The sequence below is a fragment of the Rhodococcus sp. APC 3903 genome (assembly GCF_030407755.1).
In the GTDB taxonomy this organism is placed as follows: Bacteria; Actinomycetota; Actinomycetes; order Mycobacteriales; family Mycobacteriaceae; genus Rhodococcus_F; species Rhodococcus_F erythropolis.
In genome coordinates this window covers 1-21656 of the sequence record NZ_JASDCV010000002.1, presented here as the reverse complement: position 1 = coordinate 21656, position 21656 = coordinate 1, and the positions used below count along the sequence as shown (strand labels likewise).

General features: G+C 61.9%; 19 protein-coding genes. 10 read left to right on the top strand and 9 right to left on the bottom strand.

Annotated elements, in window-relative coordinates; all coding sequences use genetic code 11:
* The first annotated feature begins 14 nt into the window (after positions 1–14).
* On the top strand, positions 15–1424 hold the full coding sequence (lpdA, locus tag QMA15_RS02600; protein ID WP_279163536.1) for a dihydrolipoyl dehydrogenase: 1410 nt from the start codon (positions 15–17) through the stop codon (positions 1422–1424).
* Positions 1425–1448: 24 nt separating this feature from the next.
* Positions 1449–2555, top strand: a complete 1107-nt coding sequence (locus QMA15_RS02595) for a Glu/Leu/Phe/Val dehydrogenase dimerization domain-containing protein (RefSeq protein WP_279163296.1) — start codon at positions 1449–1451, stop codon at positions 2553–2555.
* Here the strand turns inward: QMA15_RS02595 and QMA15_RS02590 are convergent.
* The 4 genes from QMA15_RS02590 to QMA15_RS02575 all read right to left on the bottom strand — a co-directional run bounded on the left by QMA15_RS02590 (position 2484) and on the right by QMA15_RS02575 (position 5905).
* Entirely contained in the window at positions 2484–3392 is a 909-nt protein-coding gene (locus QMA15_RS02590; RefSeq protein WP_133728187.1) for a TIGR04222 domain-containing membrane protein, read from the bottom strand. The two genes, QMA15_RS02595 and QMA15_RS02590, sit on opposite strands and share 72 nt — an antisense overlap.
* Positions 3389–4303, bottom strand: a complete 915-nt coding sequence (locus QMA15_RS02585) for a TIGR04222 domain-containing membrane protein (RefSeq protein ID WP_279163297.1) — start codon at positions 4301–4303, stop codon at positions 3389–3391. Before QMA15_RS02585 ends, QMA15_RS02590 begins: the two co-directional genes overlap by 4 nt.
* A 5-nt stretch (positions 4304–4308) precedes the next feature.
* A complete protein-coding gene (locus QMA15_RS02580) occupies positions 4309–5088 on the bottom strand; it encodes a TIGR04222 domain-containing membrane protein (protein WP_020909823.1) in 780 nt (259 codons plus the stop codon).
* Between the two features lie 139 nt (positions 5089–5227).
* On the bottom strand, positions 5228–5905 hold the full coding sequence (locus QMA15_RS02575; RefSeq protein WP_092765134.1) for an SDR family oxidoreductase: 678 nt from the start codon (positions 5903–5905) through the stop codon (positions 5228–5230).
* A 77-nt stretch (positions 5906–5982) separates the two neighbouring features.
* Here QMA15_RS02575 and QMA15_RS02570 point away from each other — a divergent pair, with 77 nt between their 5' ends.
* From QMA15_RS02570 to QMA15_RS02555, 4 genes are all read left to right on the top strand, one after another.
* Complete coding sequence (locus QMA15_RS02570) at positions 5983–6909, top strand: metal ABC transporter substrate-binding protein (protein ID WP_029256784.1); 927 nt, start codon at positions 5983–5985, stop codon at positions 6907–6909.
* Positions 6906–7637, top strand: coding sequence for a metal ABC transporter ATP-binding protein (locus QMA15_RS02565; RefSeq protein WP_046379695.1), 732 nt, complete (start codon positions 6906–6908; stop codon positions 7635–7637). Before QMA15_RS02570 ends, QMA15_RS02565 begins: the two co-directional genes overlap by 4 nt.
* 3 nt (positions 7638–7640) lie before the next feature.
* The gene (locus tag QMA15_RS02560) at positions 7641–8519 is read left to right on the top strand and encodes a metal ABC transporter permease (RefSeq protein WP_070796664.1); all 879 of its coding nucleotides are present in this window, start codon (positions 7641–7643) and stop codon (positions 8517–8519) included.
* A gap of 149 nt (positions 8520–8668) precedes the next feature.
* Positions 8669–10201: a GGDEF domain-containing protein gene (locus QMA15_RS02555; protein ID WP_070796767.1), complete on the top strand. Its 1533-nt coding sequence runs from the start codon at positions 8669–8671 to the stop codon at positions 10199–10201.
* On the opposite strand, the gene QMA15_RS02550 is transcribed toward QMA15_RS02555, so the two are convergent.
* Positions 10198–10950, bottom strand: coding sequence for a cyclase family protein (locus tag QMA15_RS02550; protein WP_279163537.1), 753 nt, complete (start codon positions 10948–10950; stop codon positions 10198–10200). The two genes, QMA15_RS02555 and QMA15_RS02550, sit on opposite strands and share 4 nt — an antisense overlap.
* A 144-nt stretch (positions 10951–11094) precedes the next feature.
* Positions 11095–11505 carry a TIGR03668 family PPOX class F420-dependent oxidoreductase gene (locus QMA15_RS02545; protein ID WP_020971441.1) on the bottom strand — a complete coding sequence of 137 codons (411 nt, stop codon included), beginning with the start codon at positions 11503–11505 and terminating at the stop codon, positions 11095–11097.
* A gap of 60 nt (positions 11506–11565) precedes the next feature.
* Here QMA15_RS02545 and QMA15_RS02540 point away from each other — a divergent pair, with 60 nt between their 5' ends.
* Positions 11566–12567 carry a PHP domain-containing protein gene (locus QMA15_RS02540; RefSeq protein ID WP_019746152.1) on the top strand — a complete coding sequence of 334 codons (1002 nt, stop codon included), beginning with the start codon at positions 11566–11568 and terminating at the stop codon, positions 12565–12567.
* 49 nt (positions 12568–12616) lie between these two features.
* Here QMA15_RS02540 and QMA15_RS02535 read toward each other — a convergent pair whose 3' ends face one another.
* From QMA15_RS02535 to QMA15_RS02525, 3 genes are all read right to left on the bottom strand, one after another.
* On the bottom strand, positions 12617–13993 hold the full coding sequence (locus tag QMA15_RS02535; RefSeq protein ID WP_279163298.1) for an HNH endonuclease signature motif containing protein: 1377 nt from the start codon (positions 13991–13993) through the stop codon (positions 12617–12619).
* Between the two features lie 119 nt (positions 13994–14112).
* Positions 14113–15024, bottom strand: coding sequence for a cation transporter (locus QMA15_RS02530; RefSeq protein WP_020909816.1), 912 nt, complete (start codon positions 15022–15024; stop codon positions 14113–14115).
* A 72-nt stretch (positions 15025–15096) separates the two neighbouring features.
* A complete protein-coding gene (locus tag QMA15_RS02525) occupies positions 15097–15795 on the bottom strand; it encodes a haloacid dehalogenase type II (protein WP_020909815.1) in 699 nt (232 codons plus the stop codon).
* Positions 15796–15905: 110 nt separating this feature from the next.
* Between QMA15_RS02525 and QMA15_RS02520 the strand changes: the two genes are divergently transcribed.
* The 3 genes from QMA15_RS02520 to QMA15_RS02510 all read left to right on the top strand — a co-directional run.
* Positions 15906–17243 carry a glycogen debranching protein gene (locus QMA15_RS02520; RefSeq protein ID WP_019746148.1) on the top strand — a complete coding sequence of 446 codons (1338 nt, stop codon included), beginning with the start codon at positions 15906–15908 and terminating at the stop codon, positions 17241–17243.
* A gap of 56 nt (positions 17244–17299) precedes the next feature.
* Complete coding sequence (locus QMA15_RS02515) at positions 17300–18046, top strand: glycoside hydrolase family 25 protein (RefSeq protein WP_003942452.1); 747 nt, start codon at positions 17300–17302, stop codon at positions 18044–18046.
* 979 nt (positions 18047–19025) lie between these two features.
* On the top strand, positions 19026–21656 hold a 2631-nt coding region (locus QMA15_RS02510), incomplete at its 3' end, for an isopeptide-forming domain-containing fimbrial protein (RefSeq protein WP_290283638.1).

Sequence of the window (21656 nt, the reverse complement as noted above, 5' to 3'; positions counted from 1 at the left end):
TGACCAAGCCTCCGATGACCAAGCCTCCGATGACCAAGGCTCCGATGACAACTGCAGAACAGCACATTGATGTCGTGATCCTCGGTGGAGGATCGGGCGGCTATGCCTGCGCCATCCGCGCCGCCCAACTCGGATTGTCGGTCACGCTGATCGAGGCGGACAAGGTCGGCGGAACGTGCCTGCACCGCGGATGCATCCCGACCAAGGCGCTGCTGCATTCCGCCGAGGTCGCCGACTCGGCACGCACCAGTGAGCAATTCGGAGTCCGAGCATCTTTTGACGGCATCGACATCGCGCAGGTGCACGACTACAAAAACGGGACAGTCGAGCGGCTGTACAGCGGTCTGCAAGGTTTGTTGGCGCAACACAAGATCACTATCGTCAACGGATACGGAACGTACGTCGGTGGGCGAAGCATCGACGTCGACGGAACCCGCTATACCGGAACATCACTCGTACTGGCCACCGGATCGTATCCGCGGGAACTGCCCGGCATCGAACTCGGCCGCCGGATCCTCACCAGTGACCAGGCGCTCGAACTCGACCGGGTGCCCACCAGCGCGACAGTGCTCGGTGGCGGTGTCATCGGCGTCGAGTTCGCGAGCCTCTGGCGCTCGTTCGGCGCCGAAGTCACGATCGTCGAGGCACTCCCGCGACTGATCGCCGCGGAGGACCCGTGGTCGTCGAAGCAGCTGGAGCGGGCTTACCGGAAACGCGGAATCGTCTGTAAGACAGACACAAAGATCGTTTCCGCGAAAGAAGCAGCCGATTCGGTCCGCGTCGAACTAGGCGACGGAACGATATCCGATACCGAACTACTGTTGGTCGCCGTCGGCCGCGGATCCCGCACGGGCGGTAACGGTTTCGAAGAAAACGGAATCAGCCTCGACAAGGGTTTTGTCGTTACCGACGAACGCCTCCGTACGTCCGTGGACGGTGTGTACGCGGTCGGCGACATCGTGCCCGGTCTTGCGTTGGCGCACCGAGGTTTCCAACAAGGGATCTTTGTGGCTGAACAGATCGCCGGGAAGGATCCGATACCGGTCGCCGAACACTTGATTCCTCGCGTGACGTACTCACATCCCGAAGTTGCATCAGTCGGACTCGGCGAAGAGGCGGCGCGCAAGCAGTACGGTGACGTCTCCACCGTCGTCTACGACCTGTCGGGTAACGGCAAGAGTCAGATCCTGCGAACCACCGGGGGAATCAAAGTGATTCGCAGCGGAACCAGAGGTCCCGTCGTCGGCGTCCACCTGGTAGGCGACCGGGTTGGTGAACTGATCGGTGAGGCGCAGTTGGCCGTCGCCTGGGAAGCACTTCCCGATGAAGTGGGGCGTTTCATCCACGCGCACCCCAGCCAGAACGAGGCGTTGGGCGAGGCCATGCTCGCACTCGCGGGAACACCACTGCACGCGCACCGCTGAACCATGACCAGAAGAGGATCTGCAATGAGCATCGACGACGAACTGCGCTGGGACGGTGAACTGACCGTCACCCGACATGATCGGGAGACCGACACGACCTTTGTGATCCGAATCGACTCCACCCGTCTGGGACCGGCGTCGGGTGGCACGCGGGCGGCGCATTACCCCTCGATCGGTCACGCGCTGGCGGACGCCGGGAAGCTGGCCGGCGCAATGACTTTGAAGATGGCTGTCTCCGACCTGCCGATGGGTGGCGGGAAGTCGGTGATAGCACTGCCCGCACCGCGCAATCGGATCGACTCGGCGACTTGGTCTCGTATCCTCGACATTCACGCGGAGAACATCGACAAGCTCGAGGGAAACTACTGGACCGGTCCTGACGTCAACACCAACTCTTCCGACATGGATCAGCTCAGTCGCACCACCAAGTACGTCTTCGGGCGTTCGGTCGACAATGGTGGCGCCGGTTCCAGCGCGCACGCCACGGCTCTGGGCGTGTTCGAAGCGATGAAGGCCACGGCGCGTCGTCGTGGACTCGGAACACTCGACGGCCGAAAGGTGCTGGTTCAGGGGCTCGGCGCCGTCGGCGGAGATGTTGTGCGTCTCGCGGCGCAGGCTGGGGCACGCCTGCTTGTTGCCGATACGGACCCGCAGCGCCTCGAGGCGGCTTCTCTTGCGGGGCACACGATCGTTCCTGCGGACGAGGTACTTCGAACATCGTGTGACCTCTTTGCTCCCTGTGCGATGGGAGGCATCATCGATTCCGCTGCTGCTGCGTCGATTCCGACTCTGGCCGTGGCGGGCGCAGCAAACAACATCTTGACCGATGCCGCTGCGGGCGAGGTTCTGCGGAGCCGCGGGGTTCTCTGTGCCCCTGATTTCGTCGCGAACGCAGGCGGAGCCTTTCACCTCGTGGGGCGAGAAGTCCTGGGGTGGAACGAAGACGATGTCGTCGAACGAACCCGAGGGATCGGTCGAACTCTGGACGAGGTGTATTCGTTGAGCGAGGAACGTGGCATCACTACCGAGGCCGCAGCGCTTCTGCTCGCCCGGACGCGGCTATCCCCCGCATCCACCACCGCCGCCGCCACATCCGCCACCCCCACTGCAGCTGCCGCCTCCCCCGTCTGAACCGCCACCGTCCGAACCCCCGCTACTTCCGCTGCCGTCGGCACCGATTCCGGCGGCGGAGGCCAAGGCGGGATTGATCATCAGCATCGCCGAACCGGCGAAGAGAGCGGCGGACATCCCCGCCAAGCGTGGGCCGTAGGCAGAGAAGGCAGGCTTGTTGCGCGGGGACAGGTAGGCGTGTGCCGTGGTCAGTTCCGAACGTGCCGCACTGCCCGAGGTGGTGCGATCGAAGTTGAGCCCGAGCAGCGGGATGCTGAACCCGGTGGCGAGTACGGCGAGAATCAGAAACTCGACGGGCTTGTCGTTGTGCAGTCCGAAAGCAATGCGGACGATACCCACGGCCACCAGGATCTTCAACGGAACTGTGGAGAGAAAGATTGAACGCCTGGTGCTGTCGGAGGTCAGGTATCCCCGGTCCGCCAAAGAGTTTCGTAGGCGAGCTGTTTCCACCGTCATGCGCTCGGCGAGTTGCCGCCGACGATGGGGTAGAGCCTGCTGGGCCAGGCGCTGGTACACGGTGAGGGTGTACCAGTCCAGGGTCTCGTCGCCAGGGCCCAACGGGCGCAGGACAGCGCCGTCGGTGGTGATCAGATCAGCGCTACGCAGGATTGCCAATGACGCTGCGATGGCGCGTGACTCGCCGGTGAGCATTCCGACTTCCGGAGGTGTCAGTTGCTCGGCGGAATACCCGTGCCCGGCGGAATACCTGCACCGGCGTGCCCGGATCATCAGACGCCACACCAGAGTGAGAACCATGAGCGTGGCCGATACGGCTATGTAGCCGTAGAGGAAATCCTCGCTGGGGATCCCCCACGTGTCGGCTGCATGCGTGCTCATCCCCCACACCCCCCGCCGCCGCAACTGCTACCGCTGCCGCCACCGCCGTCCGAGCCGGACGATCCGGATGAGGAGCCACAACTGTAGTAGCTCGAACCCCCGCCACCCGGGCTGTACGCGGCGCCCGCAGCCACCGCTCCCGCCAGCGCGGGATCGATCAGAACCAGAGCGCCCGAACCGAAGAGCGCCGCCGAGAGCCCGGCGAGCGAGGGACCGTAGCTCGAGTACGCGGGCCGCAGTTTCGGTGAGAGGTACGAGTTTTCGTGCTTGAGGCGTCGAAGCTCGCTGTCGCCCAAAGCTGTCCGACGACGCTTGATGCGGAGAAGTGGAATCATCAGCGCGAGAACGATGATGGTGAGGAGCAGAAACCCGACCGGCTTACCGCCGGCGATGCCGGCGACGAGACGGACTACGCCGAGACCAATTACCGCCAGGATCGGAACGGTCCGAAAGGCAGCAGTCAGCCCGTCCTGCGGGCGTTGCAAGTATCCCTCGTCGATCAGCGTCGTACGTAGTTGTGCGAGTGCGACGTTCAGCCGTCCCATCAGACGCACCTGCCGCAGCGGGACCTTTCCGTTGCCGAGTCGCTTGTGCACGGTACGGGTGAACCAGTCGAGACGACTCTTGTCCTCCGCAGTGAGTGCCAGCTTGGTCTTTCCTTCGGTGCTGATCAGTTCGGCGCTACGCAGAATAGCCATCGACGCCAGAACGGCCTGGTAGTCACTGGTCAAGGCACCGATCTCGGGAGGAGTGAGCGGCCGACGGACCGAGTCGACGACCACGGGCGACCGGCGCGCAGTCATTCGGCTGTACAGCGAGAGTCCGATCGCGACGGCAGCCGCCACCAGGTACCACTGAAGGAAAGTCTGGCTGGGGATCCCCCACGTGTCGGCTGAGTAGTGGTTGTTCACCGCACTCACCCCCCACAGCTCACGGTGCTCGAGAAGGTCGAGCAACTGGACGGTGAAGACCCGCCGCCGCATCCGGGTGCCCAACCGCCGTCGCGACCCGGACCGAAGAGTGCCGCGGCAATACCCGCCGACGTCGCCCCGTAGGTAGCAAACGACGGTTGGAAATTCGGTGTGAGGTAGGAGTATTCGTCCTTCAGGCGACTCAATTCGACCTGGCCGAAACGAGTGCGTCGGCTCAGGCGGAGTAGGGTTACGACAATCAGGGCGAGGCAGACGACCACGAGCGGAAGGTATCCCACCGGGTTCTCGTTCACGACAGTGAATCCGGTCCTGATCGTGCCGACCACGGCGACGACAACGACCGGTACCACGGACAATCGCGTCAAAGTGTGTTCACGATTGCCGTTCAGGTAGCCGGCCTGCACCAGGTCGCTACGAAGCTCCAACAGGGGCAGCGGAAGTGTCGGCACGAGCCGGGAGGGCACGGCAGTTCCACCGGCGTCGTCGATCCGCTGGCGGACGATGCGGGTGAAGCGGTCATGCTGACCCTGGCCGGCAGAATATGCAGCACTCTCGAGTTCTGCCACGGCAGCGCGTACCGCACGCTCGTCGCTGGTCAGTACACCCATCTCCGGTGGTGTGAGTGTGCGCAATGCAGGTGTGGGCTTGCGCATGGCGACGCCTCTGATCACAAGTGCGATCACCACCGCTCCGGTGGCAGCGGCGACGTACCACCCGAGGAAAGCCTCGGTGGAAATTCCCCACGTATTCGTATGATCATGCATCGCACACCACCTCTCGATGAACTCCTGAGAACCAGTCCAGTCTCTTTGTCCGACAACTGATGTCAGTATCGGGCCAGTACCGGGAAAAGCGATATCCGGGTGGCCATCGTCATCATTCCGTTACCGGCGAACTGGGGATTTACCGGCCGGTAGGTCGAAGCACGATCTCCGTGGGGTGTGCGTCGGACGGTGTTTCGACGGCAGTGAGTACGGCACGCGCCACAGTGGAGGCCTTCAGGAAGCGCTCCGGGTCGTACTCGTCGCCCTCGCCGGCGACGATGTTGCGCTGCATATCGGTGTCGATCCGTCCGGGGTGAACGGAGGTGACCCGCAAGGACGGCTCTTCCAGGCGCAGTGCGTCTCCGAAAGCGCGCAGGGCGAACTTGCTGGCCGCGTACGAGCCCCAGCCGGCGTTGGCGCGCAGTCCGGCACCGGAATTGATCAGTACGACGTGGCCACCGGCTGCCCTGAGGGCAGGAAGGAGGACACGAGTGAGTTCGGCGACGGCGATGACGTTTGCCTCGAGGGTGCGTCGCCACTGATCGACCGAGGATTCCTCGATGGTTCCGATGTCGGCCACGCCGGCGTTGTGTACCAGCACGTCGAGCGTCGTGATGGACGAGGCGGCGACCGCGACGGCGTCGTAGTCCGTGAGGTCGAGGGGTAGGGGCGTCGAGCCGGGTAGTTCCGCGCAGATCGGCTCGAGGGCCTGCGCGGATCGTGCACCGAGCAGCAGGTCGTGTGTCGGCGCCAGTTCGCGTGCGATGGCAGCTCCGAGGCCGCGACTGGAACCGGTGATCAAGGCAGTAGGACGCATGGTCCGAGCCTATCGAGTGTGAATTGTTCGGCTATCCGAACTTGTGTATTTGTTTACCCACATATTAGAGTTCGACCATGACGACTCGCGACGCGAAGAACTTCCGCCGCCTGGGAATTGCCGCCCTCGCCGCCCTGCTTCTCTCCAGCTGTTCTGCGGTGAATTCCGGCTCCGACGACGACCGCCCGGTGGTGCTCACCACGTTCACCGTGCTGTCGGACATCGCCCAGAACGTTGCCGGCGATCACCTTCGCGTCGAGTCGATCACCAAGGCGGGGGCGGAAATTCACGGCTACGAGCCGACGCCCGGAGACATTCGGCGGGCGAGCGAAGCCGATCTGATCCTCGACAACGGCATGAACCTCGAGGCGTGGTTCGCGAAATTCGTCAACGGTCTGGACGTGCCACACGTCGTGGTCAGCGACGGCGTCGAAGGCATTCCGATCGCCGGCGACGCCTATGCGGGCAAGCCCAATCCGCATGCATGGATGTCTCCGTTGAATACGCAGATTTACGTCGACAACATGGTGACTGCTTTCAGTGACCTCGACCCGGACAATGCCTCGGCATTTGCGGAGAACGGCGCTAAGTACAAGGCGGAACTGCAAGCAGTGCAGGACGGCCTGGTCAGTGGCCTGGCGGCATTGCCCGCAGGTCAGCGTGCACTCGTCAGTTGCGAGGGTGCGTTCTCCTATCTGGCCAGGGACGCGGGACTCAGCGAGGCCTACATCTGGCCGGTCAATGCCGAGCAGCAGGCGACGCCGCAGCAGATCATCGCCGCGATCGACTTCGTCCGGGCCAATTCCGTTCCCGCCGTCTTCTGCGAGTCGACGGTCTCGGATGCCCCCATGCAGCAGGTTGTCGGGGCGACCGGTGCGAAATTCGGTGGGACGCTGTACGTCGACTCGCTGTCCGAATCCGACGGTCCCGTGCCCACCTACCTGGACATGATTCGCCACGACACCGACGTCATCCTCGGCGGTCTGACCGGCGGTAAATCATGAACGAAGCCATTCGCGTCGAAAACGTCAGCGTTCACTACGGCGAGGTCCACGCACTGGACCATGTCGATCTGACGTTGAATTCCGGAAGCGTCTGCGGACTGATCGGTATGAACGGTTCAGGAAAGTCGACCCTGTTCAAGGTGATCATGGGAATGATCAAGCCGGACAACGGCTCTGTGAGAATCGCCGGTCTCGACGCAGCCGCTGCGCGCAAGAGCGGGCGCGTCGGATACGTGCCGCAGAGTGAAGACGTCGACTGGACCTTCCCGATCAGTGTCCGTGACGTCGTGATGATGGGCAGGTACGGCCACCTCGGGTTCTTGCGACGTCCGCGGCGTGTAGATCGCGAGGCGGTGGCAGAGGCCCTCGAGCGAGTAGAACTCACCGAATTTGCGGATCGTCAGATCGGCCAGCTCTCGGGTGGTCAGAAGAAGCGCGCCTTCGTCGCACGCGGTATCGCACAGGACGCGTCGATACTGTTGCTGGACGAGCCTTTTGCCGGCGTCGACAAGCGTTCCGAGGCAACGATTTCGACGCTGCTACGAGAGTTGGCTTCCGACGGCCGATCGATCTTGGTCTCGACACATGACCTCCACGCGGTGCCGAAACTCTGCGACGAGGCGGTACTGCTCATGCGCAAGGTTCTGGTGCACGCCGACCCGGACACCGTGCTTCAACCGGAAAACCTCGCCCTGGCTTTCGGTCTCGACGTGATGGACAGGACCTGATCGATGAACCTCGTTGAATTGCTACTTGATCCTCTCCAGTACGGATTCATGGTGCGCGCGTTGGCCGTTGCGGTTGTGGCGGCGGTTGTCTGCGCGGTGCTCAGTTGTTGGTTGGTGCTCATCGGGTGGTCACTGATGGGCGATGCCGTCTCGCACGCTGTCCTGCCCGGTGTTGTCCTCGCCTACGTCGTCGGCGCTCCATTTGCCATCGGGGCCTTGATCTTCGGGCTGATCGCCGTCGCACTGATCGGACTGATCCGTAACACCAGCCGCGTCAAGGAAGACGCCGCGATCGGTATCGTCTTCACGACTCTCTTTGCGTTCGGTTTGGTTCTCATCTCGGTGACCCCCAGCCAGACCGATCTCAACCACATCATTTTCGGCAACCTGCTGGGGGTGAGCTCGTCCGATCTTCTGCAGGTCGCGATACTCGGCGCGTTGGCGTTGAGCATTCTGTTGCTCAAGCGTCGCGATCTGACGTTGTTTGCCTTCGACCCGATCCATGCCAACGCGATAGGTCTTTCGCCTAAGCGTCTCGGAGCGCTGCTACTCGGCGTCCTCGCACTCACGTCCGTTGTGGCGCTGCAAGCTGTCGGAGTCGTGCTGGTGGTGGCGATGCTGATCATCCCCGGCGCGACGGCCTACCTTCTCACTGACAAGTTCTCGCGGATGCTGGTGATAGCTCCGGTGGTTTCCGCAATCTGCGCGATTACGGGTATCTACGTCAGCTACTACCTCGACACAGCTTCCGGGGGCATGGTTGTGATGACGCAGGGCATCGTATTCGCCCTGGTGTACCTGTTCAGCCCGTCGCAGGGGGTCATCGCGAAATGGACTTCGCAGCGGCGTAGGACCCGAGCGGAATACAGCGCCGTGGCTTGACGGGCGGTCTTGATCGTTCGTCCAGTTAACAATCCGCTACCAAATCGGGTAGGTTCGTACGGGCATTCGTCACCACGAACATTCCGGCCGCAACGATGCCGGCTGCAAGACAATCGGTGGTGACGCCTTGAACACCGATGGGCCCTTCGATGACGCAGTTCCGAGCACGACGCACGTGGCTGGTTCTCGGCGTCGTTGTTGCGGTCATCGTCCTCGCCGGATCCGGGCTGCTCAGCCCACGAACCTCGGTTCTGGTGGACGATGTCGCCCAGCTCGTCGGCGGCGCCACTGCGACTGCGGTCTGTTGGTGGACGTCGCGGCGCCATCACGGAGTCGAGCGTCGTTGGCGAACTCTGATGGCTCTCGGTATGGCCGGCTGGACCCTCGGAATGTTCTTCTGGGCGTTCTACCGCTCAGTTCTCCACGTACCACTTCCGTCGCCGTCGATCGCGGACATCGGTTTCTTCATGTTCCCGGTGTTTGCCGTACCGGCGCTTCTGTCGCTGGTACGTGAGTCTCCCCGGCGTGAGGCGATCGGCCCGATCCATCTCTGGCTCGTGCTGACGCTCGACGGGCTTGTCGTTGTCGGTGGATTGTTCATCCTCACGTGGACGACCGCCCTGGGTGCCGTCGTTCATACCGGTCCGACAGGGTCTCTCGGGTTTCTTGTCGCGGTGATGTATCCGATCACCGACTTCGTTCTGATCGCGATGGTCTTGCTGATGGTCATCGGACCGAAGGCCGTTGCCGAGATCCGCGAACCGCTGACGTTCCTCGGGTGCGGGTTGGTGATGCTCTCCCTTTCGGACAGTCTGTACGCGTACTTGGTGGCGATCGGCGCCGAGAGTATGCCGACCATCGCCGATGCCGGGTTCATCGCGGGGCCGCCTTTGATCGCCTTGGCGGCGCTGACGAAGCGAACCGAGCCTCGGAACCGCGACGCGCCACAGCAGTGGCGAAGTGATCGGACTCAGTTGCTGCTGCCGTATCTGTTGATCGCGGTGATCGCGACGATCGTGACTGTTCAGGCACTGATCGTCGGCAACCTCGATGCCGTGGTCGTGATACTCGGCGTCGGCGTGCTGGTTCTCGCGCTGGTGCGCCAGATACTCACGCTCCTCGAGAACGACGCGCTCCTCCAACAGATCTCCGCTGCGCAGGACGAGCTCCGGTACCGAGCGCATCACGACCCACTCACCGAGCTCGCCAACCGGGCCGCATTCGACGAACACTTCGCGAGCGCCATCGAGAACTACCGCCTCACGAACTCCGATTGGGTGCTGATGCTTGTCGATCTGGACGACTTCAAACAGGTCAACGATCGTTACGGGCACCCGGCCGGTGACCGGTTACTGGTTGCCCTCACGGCGCGTCTGCGCGAAGCGGTTCCCGAGAGTGCATTTGTCGCTCGATTCGGCGGCGACGAATTCACGGTACTTCTGCAGGGCCCGATCGACGACGCCGTCGTCGTAGCCCACCGGATCGTCGACGCGCTCAGTTCTGATCAGACTGCAGACACATCGGTGTCGGTGGGTGCGAGCGTTGGTGTCGCGAAGTTCGAGTTAGCCGACGAGCCGCTGAGTGCACACGCTCTTCTCCGCCGAGCCGATGCGGCGATGTACGAGGCGAAGAGAAGCGGGAAGGGCGCCGTTGTCGTCTACTGCGATCGCCGCGAAGACTAGCGCCGTAAGAGTGCGAAGATCGTTGCCGGTGAACCCGATCCGGCCTTGTTGATCGCGCCACCGACAAGGATGCTCGCCCCGGTGGTTGGCAGGGCGGCAAGATTGTTCAAGTTCTCCAGACTGATTCGATGCTTGTCGTACAGGAGCGTCGAGACGGGGTAGGTCTCGTCGTTTCCGAGGTCGGGACCGAAGGTGTCGGTTCCCAATGCTCCGCGGGTGCCCAAGCGTCCGGTGTCTATCAGCCACTGCGCCGCGTCCACCGAGAATCCGGGTTGGTGGGTGACACCCTCGGCATCGGCATTGGCATATTCTTCGCTACCCCAGCGCGATTCCCAACCGGTCCAGAGAACTACGGCCGCTCCATCGGGGATCTTGCCGTTGCGCCTTTCCCACTCCTGAAGGTCCGAGACCGTGAGCGCATAGTCCGAATCGGCGGCAGCCTTGTCCAGGATGTCGATCTTCACTGCGGGAAGGAAGAGGTCGGCCGGATCGAGTTGGTCGGCTGTGAGTCCACCTTCCTGAAAGTGCGCGGGTGCGCCCCAATGTGTGCCCGTGTGTTCACCCTCCTTGACGTACTGGAGGTAGTAGCCGTCGTCTGCGATGGTTGCCGCTGTGTCGAGAGTGAACGCGGGATCGCCGGGAAAAATCGGCGTGGTCGCGGGGTCGTTCACGTGGGAGAGCGAAACGACTTGCAACAGCTCATCCAACGGGGTTGTTGCGTCTTGGCTGCTTCCGGAACTGCTACCCATGTCGATCACCTGAGGTCCCGCTACCAGCGCCAGGCCTGTGGCTGCGCGCTGAAGTAACTGTCGTCGTTTCATCGATCCCCCGCCAATTTGCCCGAATTGAGAGTGTTGCAATCACTTTCGCTCCTTGAACACTAGGACAGAACCTTAGGCTGCTGCCGACCATGACGACCACTCCACATCGCGGACGGCTATCACCTGTCCGTGCGGTCGGTGATCTACGTACTGCGGATACTTTGCGGCCAAAGCATCGATTGCGCTCTCGGACTCCTTGGTGCCGGGGCCGAGGACCTCCGCGCGTCCGTCGACGCGGACCCACCAGAGCGCGGACCAGTCGTCGTCGTAATGATCGACGAGCAGGCTCGCACGCCCCGTCTCGGTGATGTTCCGGAGCCTGCGAAGTGCGGTGGTGGTCTTCGGTTTGTGGTCGACGCAGGAATAGACGGTGTCGCCGACCAAAACGAATACCAGCGGCACGATGTGCGGAACGCCGGCCGCATCTGCCGTTGCCAGGTGAGCCACCCGCGCGGCTTCAAATCGTGCTCTCGGGTCGTCCATATTCACAGCGTAAGGGGATCAAGGCTTGCCGCGAGCCGCTGCTGACGGAACAGTGGTCTCATGGAACCGGATGAAGCGCTTCGGGAGATCGCCTACTGGCTCGAACGATCACGCGCTGAAACGCACCGCGTCAAGGCCTATCGCCGAGCTGCGGAGGTCTTTGCTGGATTGTCCGACGAGCAGAAGGAGTCTCGCCGGAAGGCCGACAGTTGGAAGGCTCTCACCGGCATCGGGCCCAAGACGGCAATGATCATCGCCCAGTCGTACGACGGCGTCCCCGAGTATCTCGAGGAACTGCGGGGGCAGGCCGAGCCCATCGGCGACGGCCCATTGCGCCAAGCGCTGCGCGGCGATCTCCACACACACTCCGACTGGTCCGACGGCGGAAGCCCCATCGAAGAGATGATGCGACGCGCAGCAGCACTCGGCCACGACTACTGCGCCCTCACCGATCATTCGCCTCGCCTCACTGTTGCCAACGGGCTGTCCGCGGAGCGTCTACGTTCTCAACTCGACGTGATAGCCGGGTTGAATGCCGAACTGGCTCCCTTCCGCATCCTCACGGGAATCGAGGTGGACATCCTCGAAGACGGTTCACTCGATCAGGATCCCGATCTACTCGACGAACTCGACATCGTGGTGGCGAGCGTGCACTCGAAGCTGCGGTCCGAACGTGAGGCGATGACCCGCAGAATGCTTGCTGCAGTGCGAAACCCGCGTGTCGACATTCTCGGGCATTGCACCGGGCGTCTTGTCGAGGGCGCTCGCGGAACCCGGCCCGAGTCGCAGTTCGACGCGGAGAAAGTGTTCGAGGCCTGCCGAGAATCAGGCACCGCCGTCGAGATCAACTCCCGACCGGAGCGTCGTGACCCGCCTTCGCGTTTGATCGAGTTGGCCCGCGATCTCGATTGTCTTTTCTCCATCGATACCGACGCCCATGCCCCCGGTCAGCTGGCTTGGCAGGGCTACGGCTGTGACCGGGCCGAAAAGTGCGGCGTCGAAGCGGATCGGGTGATCAATACGTGGACCGCCGAAAATCTTCTGGAGTGGGCGGGCAATTGAGAGCACGCCGGAATGGGTCACCGAGGCGTTTGCTCGGTGACCTCCGGGTTCAGCGTCGTGTGGTGGAGCGGCGGGGTTTCTGGTCGGGGTCGATGCCCGGCGGGGGGATGAACCAGGGCAGGTGATCAGCGCCTACCTGGATTTCCCATTGTCCGGTGAATCCGGGTTTTCGGTGCATCAGGGTGTGGTGGGTTCGGCAGAGCAGGACCAGGTTGTCCATGATGGTTGGTCCTCCTTTGGCCCAGTGTTTGATGTGGTGGGCGTCGGTCCAGGCGGGGACGCAGTCGCAGCCGGGGAAGGCGCATCCTTTGTCGCGGGCGATCAGGGCGGTGCGTTGTGCCGCGGTGACAAGCCTTTTGAGTGGGGTGACGTCGAGTGGGGCACCGTTTTCGTCGAGGAGGACGGCGCCGAGCATGCAGTCGCAGGCGATCATGCGGGTGCGGCCGACGCTCAGTGGTCCCATCCAGGGCATGTGGCCGACATCGAGATCTTGTTTGTCGAGATCCGGCATGCCAAGGTCCAGGGTGTCGAGGTCGTCACGGTCGGACGGGTCGGTAGTCGTGGTGCGGCCTGTTGAGTCGCCTGCGGTGGAGGCGCATTCACGGTGGTAGGCCAGGTCTTTGGCGTTGATGTGCACGTTCAGGTGTGGGCGTTGGCCGCCGTCGATACCGGTGGCAGCGTTGTCGAGGTAGCGCCGGATGAGTTCTGCCATGGCGTCTGCGTTGCGTGTGGCGGCGGGTCGTTTGTCGGGTGTGCCGTCCTTGGCGGGGGTGGGCATGGAGAGGCTGGAGAGGGCGGAGAGAAGCATCTCGCCGGTCACTCCGTCGAAATCGCCTCGGACGGAGACTCTTCCGTTGAGGGTCGGGGAGATGCGCAGTTCGTTGCGATCGGTGTCTTCGCTTGGTGGTATGTCGTCGGATTCGAACATGTGCTCGAGGACGCTGATGGCGTAGCGCAGTTTGACGGTGGTTGCTTCGACGCCGGATGCTGCCGCGAGGAGTGTGTCGCGGCAGTACGGTAGCGCGGCGTCGGGCATTGTTTTGGGTGGGGATTCGCAGAACGCCACGATCAGTGCTGCGTGCTCGAAAGTGAGGTCGCCGGAGTCGAATTGGTCTTCGATCTCGGGGAATGACCGTAGGGCTTTGCCTAGGGTTGCGATTCTTCTGCCGGTGGAGATTTGCAGCATGGTGTGGTTCGCGAGCCATTGTCCGGTGCCGCGGTAGCAGAGTACTTGTTCGTCCGGGTTCAACGTCAGGGTGTCGACGGCGGCCACTCGAATGGCTTCCAGGCGAAGGATTTCCGCTGACGCGGTGATGGCGATCTCGCGGACGTCGCTGGGGTGCAGCCGCCACAATCGTCCGCGCACACCCACAGCGGAGCTGTTGACCACGGCAGTGACAGCGTCGTCGATGGTGTCGATCGTCATGAGAACCCCCCGTTCCACCTTCCATCATACTCGAACATACTTTCGAGTCAAGGACGTTTTCGAGAAGGTGAGGTGGGCCCGGCCGTCGCGATTCTATTGTTCGAGAGTAGATTCCGCCTCTAGAGCATCAGCGCCGGATCTGTGGTCAGTTCGATGTTGAGCCATGGTTCGTAGGGGAGATCGGCGAGGCTGTTGGCGAACGAGCGTCGAACTGCGTCTTCACCGTCGATGTCCCAGCTGTGTGGCGCGACCATGAACGTCGCTTCGATATACAGCTTGCGACCCACCTTGCTCATGGTGAGAGTCGGTTCGTCCAAGCCGAATTCGTCGCGGACGGCGGTGATGGCCTCGTGCACGCGGGCCTGAACGATTTCGCCGGGAGCACCTTCGAGGAGTTCGATCAGTGCGGTTCGCAGAAGTGCGTACGGTTGCGGGACTAACAACGCGCAGCCGAGGAGGACCAAGACGGAGTCGACATATCGGTCGGCGTCGGAGAAATCGGTGCGGCCCAGGATCATTGCGACGACAGCACCGACTGCGACCAGCGCGCTGAAGGCAGCCGACGCTCCCCATTGCCTGGCTTCGGCGACGAGCAGATCAGATGTGCGGTCGACTTGTCCGACGTAGCGCCAGATGATGATCGACACCACTGCGCTGACAGCGCCGTATGCCACCAGCGATCCCGCGGTGACGTCGGCCCCGCCCGCGAGGATGACACGAACTGCCTCGACTGCGGCGTAGGCGAGCGTCGCCAGTAGCGCCATGCCCTGGACAGCGATGACTACCGGGATCAATGCCTCCTTACCGAAGGGGAAGCGTGCGGTGGGGCCCGAGTCGGCTATCCGCGAGACCCGCAGCGACAGCGCCGTCAACACCATTCCGATGAGGGCGTACACACCGTCGAGCAGGATCACCTGGGACTGCGAGATCCAGCCCCAGAATGCGGCGAGCACAGCCAACGCCGTTGCGACCACGAGGGAGTACCGCAGGGCCTTGCGTTCGCGGGTAGCGCTGTCTTCCTTGGTGCCCATGAAATCCAAACCGCCTGTCCGTTTCGATATTCCTTCACGTAGGAATACCAGCAACGACGCGCAGGCACGGCATCAGTGGACCAATTGTGCTGCCAGATCCAGAAAGTCCTCGGCGTTGATGTCGAACTCGTCGGAGAATGACACATCGGGATTGCCCCTGGCTCCGAATTCGAGTGGTCGGGCTATGAAGGCTGTGCGGAACCCGAGAGCTTTGGCCGCCCGGATGTCATATTTGTGGCTGGCAACCATCATGATCTCGGCCGTGTCGAACCCGAGGTATCGAGCAGCCAGGTGGTAGATCTTCGGATCTGGTTTGAAGACACCGGCCATTTCGGCGGTGAAGACGGCATGCCATGGCAGATTTCCGTGCCGGGAGATGCTGACTGCGGCATTCACATCGGCGTTGGACAAGGCAGCGATTGTGTACTGCTGGCGCAGGGTTGTCAGGCCTGCGACGGTGTCCGGCCACGGGTCCAGGAATTTCCAGGCGGTGGTGAGTTCTTCCTGTTCGGCATCGGAAAGTTCGATGCTCTCGCGGGCCAACAGCTTGCGCAGAGCCTCGCGGTACACCGAATGTACTGTCACCCATTCGCCTGTGGAGTCGTCGGCCTCGGAGGTGTTCGCGAAGTACTCAGCGCGCCAGAGATTGACGAATCTTGGCCAGTCGACGTCGGCGTCGGTGATCCGACGGGCCTCGCGGCACAGGGTGCTGTGAAAATCGGTCGCTGTGCCCTGGACGTCGAACAGCAGTGCTTTGATCTTCTCGCGCACAAGCCCTCCACTTCGAGATCGCCTGACGGTGTTGCCACATTATCGCGGTTACGGCGCCCGATTAGTGCTCGATGAGCGCAAAGGCGCCGCGCGTCGCAAAATAGACATCTATGGCCGACCGCGGATTTACCCCGACTCAGCTCGCCGCCCGAGCTGCCTACCTGCTGCGCGGAAACGACCTGGGCACGATGACCAGCGCTGCCCCGAAGCTGTATCCCCACATGTGGAGCTGGGACGCCGCGTTCGTCGCGGTAGGTTTGGCGCCGCTCAGCGTCGAACGGGCGGTAGTAGAGCTCGATACCTTGCTCTCGGCTCAGTGGAAGAACGGAATGATTCCGCACATCGTGTTCGCGAACGGTGTCGACGGCTACTTCCCCGGCCCGACGCGTTGGGATGTCAATGCGTTGGCAGCTCATGCTCCTTTGGGTACAGCTACATCGGGAATCACTCAACCCCCCGTTCACGCGATTGCGGTGCAGCGGATTCTCGATCATTCGCGTCGGCACGGACGTACGACGCGTGCGGTCGCGGAAGAGTTCCTCGACCGGCGCTGGAGCGATCTGGTTCGGTGGCACCGCTGGTTGGCGGAGGCCCGCGATCTCGACGGCAACGGCCGCATCGCGCTCTATCACGGGTGGGAATCGGGGATGGACAATTCTCCGCGATGGGATCTGGCGTACGCGAATGTTGTTGCGGGACAAGTGCCTGCGTATCAGCGCGCTGATCTCGCTGTGGTGACCGACTTGTCTCAGCGACCCACGGATCACGAATACGACCGCTACCTTTGGCTTCTCGAAGAGATGAAGGCCGTGAGGTACGAGGATTCTCAACTCGCCACTGCCATGAGTTTTGCCGTGGAGGACGTGTTTGTCAGTGCGGTTTTCTCGATGGCATGTGATGTTTTGGCAACTATCGGTGAGGAGCATTCGCGACCAAACTCCGACGTCCGTGATCTGCGCGGTTGGGCAGATCGATTCCGGCAGGGCGTAATTGCCACCACCGATGAACGATCGGGTGCAGCAAAGGATTTCGATCTTCGCACCGGACGATGGGTTCATACCGAGACCATCGCGATGTTTGCGCCGTTGCTGTGTGGCGGCCTGAGCCGCGATGCCGAGCGCGCTCTGTTGCGTACTTTCGAGGGGCCCAAATTCTGTGGTCACCCGGACATGCGATTTGCCGTCCCACCGTCGACGTCTCCGGTTTCCGGCGATTTCCGTCCTCGGGAGTATTGGCGTGGCCCGGTGTGGCCGGTGATCACGTGGTTGTTCTCGTGGGCGTTCGCGCGTCGGGGGTGGGCCGAGCGATCGCACGTCTTGCGTTCGGAGGGGTTGCGGCAGGCCAGTGATGGCAGTTTTGCCGAGTACTACGAGCCTTTCACCGGTGAGCCGCTGGGCAGCATGCAACAGTCGTGGACCGCGGCGGCTGTTCTCGATTGGCTCGGTTGAGTGAACATTCCCTGAATTAGCGGACAAAACGGACTAGTCGACCTTACTCTCGGGAAATGGTCGAGCGACGGATCGTCAGGACACTGGGCAAGCTCACCCCGATCGCGATGGCAGCTGCCATCGCGATCACGGCACCTGGCCTCGCCGCTGCCGACGCTCCCCGCGGCCCGGACGTCTCGTCGTGGCAGCACGTGGACGGAACCGGAATCGACTGGTTCCAGGTCAAGGCGTCAGGGCACGAGTTCGCGATGGTCAAGGCCACCGAGTCGCTCAACTACGTCAATCCGTACTTCATCCAGGATTGCCTGGTCATGCGGGCTGCCGGCGTCTCGCGCGGGGCCTACCACTACGCAGATGTTCGCCAGTCCCCCGAAGCCCAGGCCGCCTTCTATTCGGCGATCGTCCTGGGTATCAACGGACCTGGTGACCTGCCGCCCGTACTGGATCTCGAGGACGCGAAGGGACTGCCCGCCGGTCAGGTCATCGACTGGACTCATCGCTACCTGAATACAGTCCAGGCACTTACCGGGCGGCAGCCAATCATTTACACGTATCCCAACTTCTGGCGCACTCAGATGGCCAACACCACCGAGTTCAACCACTACCCGCTGTGGATCGCCGATTACAACGGGCAGAACGCTCCGGGCCCGCTGCCCGGCGGTTGGTCCAACTGGACCTTCTGGCAGTACACCAGCACCGGACGCATCCCCGGGATCACCGGAAACACTGATATCAACGTCTACAGCGGAGCGCAGGGCGATTTCGATCGCTACGCCAACAGTGTGGGGTTCGGCAGCAGCTAGCTTGCGGCGGGGCCCTTGGCTCCGTGGTGCCCGGTTCGGGCCCTTTCGCCCTCGAGGCATTTGTCTCGAGGAACGCGGAAGGGCCCTTTTTGGCACTCTTGCGAATCTTGGCCGGTTAGTCCGGTTGTTGCTCGCCAGTTACGAGAATTCTGCCGAGTGGTAGCCACAGTCGCTGAACTTTCGACTAGCTGAGCAGGATCAGAAGATAGCTATGGCAGAAAATGAGCAGGACCGCTCCAATTGAAAAGCTACAAAACGGACTTGAAGTTGGGTCTGGCTCGAAGGCGCCCGCTCGGTTTCGGTCGAAGATGGCACCTCGCAATCCAATTATCGGAGCCCCGGAGTACTTCGTTACCGGCAGCCGTCGCCGGGTGTGGTCTGGATCAATTCGAAAAATTTCGACGTGCTCGCACGGGTGATCGGCCTCCATTCAGTACGGAGTTCCCGCTCATGGTTCGAGGCGCTGTGGCGCATCCAACAGGCCTTATCCATATTGGGCATTTGTCCAGATTCCTTGGCGCCCTCGAAGTTGGTCGTCACCCGATCTGGTCAGCGGAAACGCCGAATGCCATCGCGTTCGGAGCGGTGCCGTACTCCGAGGGCTGAATTGTCCGCTTGAACAACGCTGCTCCTCGAAGCTTGTCCGATCTACGAACAAAAACGTCGATCGGTCTGCTTTGTCTGACTTTCGATGGGCAAGCTCCCGGTTATCTGTTATCTTGAACCAGATAACTGGAAGGTTGCTCTCGATTTGCACGGATTTCGAGGGCCAAGGTCCTGTTCAGGGCGGCTCTTCCAACACGCAGGTGTTTCCGAAGACGAGCTCGAATGACAGGACCGGCAACAGCGTCCGGTGTGAGGTCGATCAGCCGAAAACAGGCGGATCGACCCGAACCAACCGATCAATCGGGAGTTCGCGCCAGCGCTCTCGCATCTCCGTCCACCGAACATCGATCAGGCACATCCTGGGGAGTAAGAAATGCCTAACGACATACCGCCGACAAGGTCGGCCTTATTCACCGCAGGGCTCCCGCCCTGGGTGCGAGCGTGGACGGTGGTGTGGACCGCCATCGCGATGATTCTCGGCCTCTCCGGCGCGACGGCAGTAGCTGCATCAGCGCAGCCGGCCGCGACGCTCGGCGGTCCCGTTCAGGCTCAGACGCCGGCTCGTGCTGCTGTCCTGCCGGACGAGCAACCGCCCACGGGCTGTGCGTTCAGTGCGCCCAACACCGGCAATCTCTCGCAGAACATCTGCTGGATCGATATGTCGACGTTCAACCAGGCTGCCGCAACCTCAGCAGCTGGACAGCCGATGACGGTCAAGCTGACGGATATCTACTCCATCAGCTTCAATGCCAAGCTGGTCAACTCGATCGACGGATCCACGACAAAGCCGCATACGGGCGTCACTGCGCGTCCCTTGCCTGCCGAGGCGAAATTCTCGTCGCTCGGCACTGTCGCGTATACGGGTGTTCCCAACACAGTCAAGCCTGCTTTGTACCAAACGGTTCCGGACATGAACGGGTCGACGAGGGTCCAGTCCGGCGGAACAGTCAAGCTCGACAATATCGTGATGAATGGGCCCAACGGAGCCGTCAACAACTACGGGCTTGTTGTGGCGGATGCCGAATCGACGGACCCTGTTGCCGCAAACAACAAGGAATTCCTGTCGTTCCAGTCGGACAAGAGCTTCCGTCAGATCGATCGCACCATGGGTATACCCGGAACTGCCGGATGGCCGCCGATTCGGGCCTGCAACGGCACGGTCGGGGGTGCCGATGGACTGACCGGGTTGGGAACGAACTCGGTTCGGTGCGACTCGTGGTGGGACAACGATTTCAGCAAGAATTACTCACCTGGAGCGGTAGTACTGGCTGCGACAGCGCCGACTTCCTTCGCGGGCACTTTCGGAAACACCACGGATTCAACGTCCCGACAGGGTGTTGCGTTCGGCATCTTGTTGCCGAGGGTCAAGATCGACAAGGAACTTACGCGAGTCAGTCCTGGCGACGACTTCACCATCGGAACAAGCACCGGTACTTTCGCCGATGCAAATGCCGCGAGCGGACAGGTGCTCAAGACCACCGATACCGGAGCTACGGATACCACCGCGTCCACCGGTTGGCGGATGCTCCTCGCTGACACGACGCCTACCCCCGTCACGTTCTGGGAGAAGCCCACTACTTCGGCGACCAAGACCGCGAACTACGCGACGAAGTGGGACTGCCAGGTCAATGGTGTGGCCAAGAATCTTCAAGCTGGTGGAGTTGCGCAGACAGCATTAGCACCTGGTGACAACGCGTACTGCAAGATCATCAATACCCCGGTTCTCGTGAAGAAGTCGTCGTCACCACCTACCGGTGAGACGGTCAATATCGGCCAAACAATCACCTACACTCTGAATTTCGAGAATCCCGGCACTGCGCCGGCAACGATCGACTACACGGACTTCCTTGCCGACGTCATTGATGACGGAACGGTTGCGGTCGGTGCTGCTACAGGCGGACTCACCGCTGCATTGAATGGCACCGACAAAATCAAAGTCGGCGGCACATTGCCAGCCGGCGGCAAAGGGACAGTCACCTACACCGTCACGGTCAAAGACGGTGGTAACAAAGTCCTGAACAACTACCTCGTTCCGGGGACAACAACTCCTCCCACAACATGTGATCCTGCAACCAATCTCTGCACGACGCATCCCATGCCCGGGTTCACGGTCGCGAAGACCGCTGTGCCCGCGACAGGTTCGACGGTTCAGGCCGGCGATACCATTACGTACACGGTCACCGGTGCTAACACCGGCAAGACGGCCCTAACTCCCGCGACGATCAAAGACGATCTGAGTGCGGTTCTCAACAATGCTGCTGTCGTTCCGGGCTCGCTGAAGGCGACCGTCGACGGTGCTGCTGTCGCTGCTCCGACCCTGTCGGGCAGCATTTTGTCGTGGTCCGCCAATCTCCAGGCTGGTAAGTCTGTTGTTCTGACCTACCAGGTGAAGGTCAATGCCGGCGTTGCCGCGGGCACGGTTCTGAACAACAAGGTCACCGGTACTGCGAAGCCACCCACCGGTCCGGACATCACTCCTCCTACGGTGGAGACGAATCACTCGGTTCCCGGCTTCAAACTGGAGAAGACTGCTGATCCGATTTCCGGTTCAACGGTTCAGGCCGGCGAGTCGATCAAGTACACCGTCACCGGAACCAACACCGGTAAGACGAAGCTCGATCCGGTAAAGATCAACGATGATCTGGGTGCGGTTCTCAATAACGCCGCTGTCGTTCCCGGTTCGCTGAAGGCGACCGTCGACGGTGCTCCTGCTGCTGATCCGACTCTGTCGGGCACCACCCTTTCGTGGACTGGTTTTCTCGAAGCCGGTAAGTCCGTCGTTCTCACCTATGAGGTGAAGGTCAACGACGGCGTTGCCGCGGGCACAGTCTTGAACAACAAGGTCACCGGTACTGCGAAGCCGCCGACCGGTCCGGAGATCACTCCTCCTTCTGTGGAGACGAATCACTTGGTTCCGGGTTTCACGGTCGCGAAGACTGCGGATCCGGCCTCGGGTACCAATGTTGCTGCTGGTCAGACGATCACGTACACGGTGACCGGTGCG

Excerpts from the sequence above, each read along its gene's own strand:
- QMA15_RS02580 (WP_020909823.1), bottom strand. The coding sequence starts at position 5,088 with ATGCATGATCATACGAATACGTGGGGAATTTCCACCGAGGCTTTCCTC.
- QMA15_RS02540 (WP_019746152.1), top strand. The coding sequence starts at position 11,566 with ATGGAACCGGATGAAGCGCTTCGGGAGATCGCCTACTGGCTCGAACGA.
- QMA15_RS02575 (WP_092765134.1), bottom strand. The coding sequence starts at position 5,905 with ATGCGTCCTACTGCCTTGATCACCGGTTCCAGTCGCGGCCTCGGAGCT.
- QMA15_RS02530 (WP_020909816.1), bottom strand. The coding sequence starts at position 15,024 with ATGGGCACCAAGGAAGACAGCGCTACCCGCGAACGCAAGGCCCTGCGG.
- QMA15_RS02515 (WP_003942452.1), top strand. The coding sequence starts at position 17,300 with ATGGTCGAGCGACGGATCGTCAGGACACTGGGCAAGCTCACCCCGATC.
- QMA15_RS02535 (WP_279163298.1), bottom strand. The coding sequence starts at position 13,993 with ATGACGATCGACACCATCGACGACGCTGTCACTGCCGTGGTCAACAGC.
- lpdA (WP_279163536.1), top strand. The coding sequence starts at position 15 with ATGACCAAGCCTCCGATGACCAAGGCTCCGATGACAACTGCAGAACAG.
- QMA15_RS02595 (WP_279163296.1), top strand. The coding sequence starts at position 1,449 with ATGAGCATCGACGACGAACTGCGCTGGGACGGTGAACTGACCGTCACC.
- QMA15_RS02545 (WP_020971441.1), bottom strand. The coding sequence starts at position 11,505 with ATGGACGACCCGAGAGCACGATTTGAAGCCGCGCGGGTGGCTCACCTG.
- QMA15_RS02565 (WP_046379695.1), top strand. The coding sequence starts at position 6,906 with ATGAACGAAGCCATTCGCGTCGAAAACGTCAGCGTTCACTACGGCGAG.
- QMA15_RS02520 (WP_019746148.1), top strand. The coding sequence starts at position 15,906 with ATGGCCGACCGCGGATTTACCCCGACTCAGCTCGCCGCCCGAGCTGCC.
- QMA15_RS02555 (WP_070796767.1), top strand. The coding sequence starts at position 8,669 with ATGACGCAGTTCCGAGCACGACGCACGTGGCTGGTTCTCGGCGTCGTT.
- QMA15_RS02570 (WP_029256784.1), top strand. The coding sequence starts at position 5,983 with ATGACGACTCGCGACGCGAAGAACTTCCGCCGCCTGGGAATTGCCGCC.
- QMA15_RS02590 (WP_133728187.1), bottom strand. The coding sequence starts at position 3,392 with ATGAGCACGCATGCAGCCGACACGTGGGGGATCCCCAGCGAGGATTTC.
- QMA15_RS02560 (WP_070796664.1), top strand. The coding sequence starts at position 7,641 with ATGAACCTCGTTGAATTGCTACTTGATCCTCTCCAGTACGGATTCATG.
- QMA15_RS02550 (WP_279163537.1), bottom strand. The coding sequence starts at position 10,950 with ATGGGTAGCAGTTCCGGAAGCAGCCAAGACGCAACAACCCCGTTGGAT.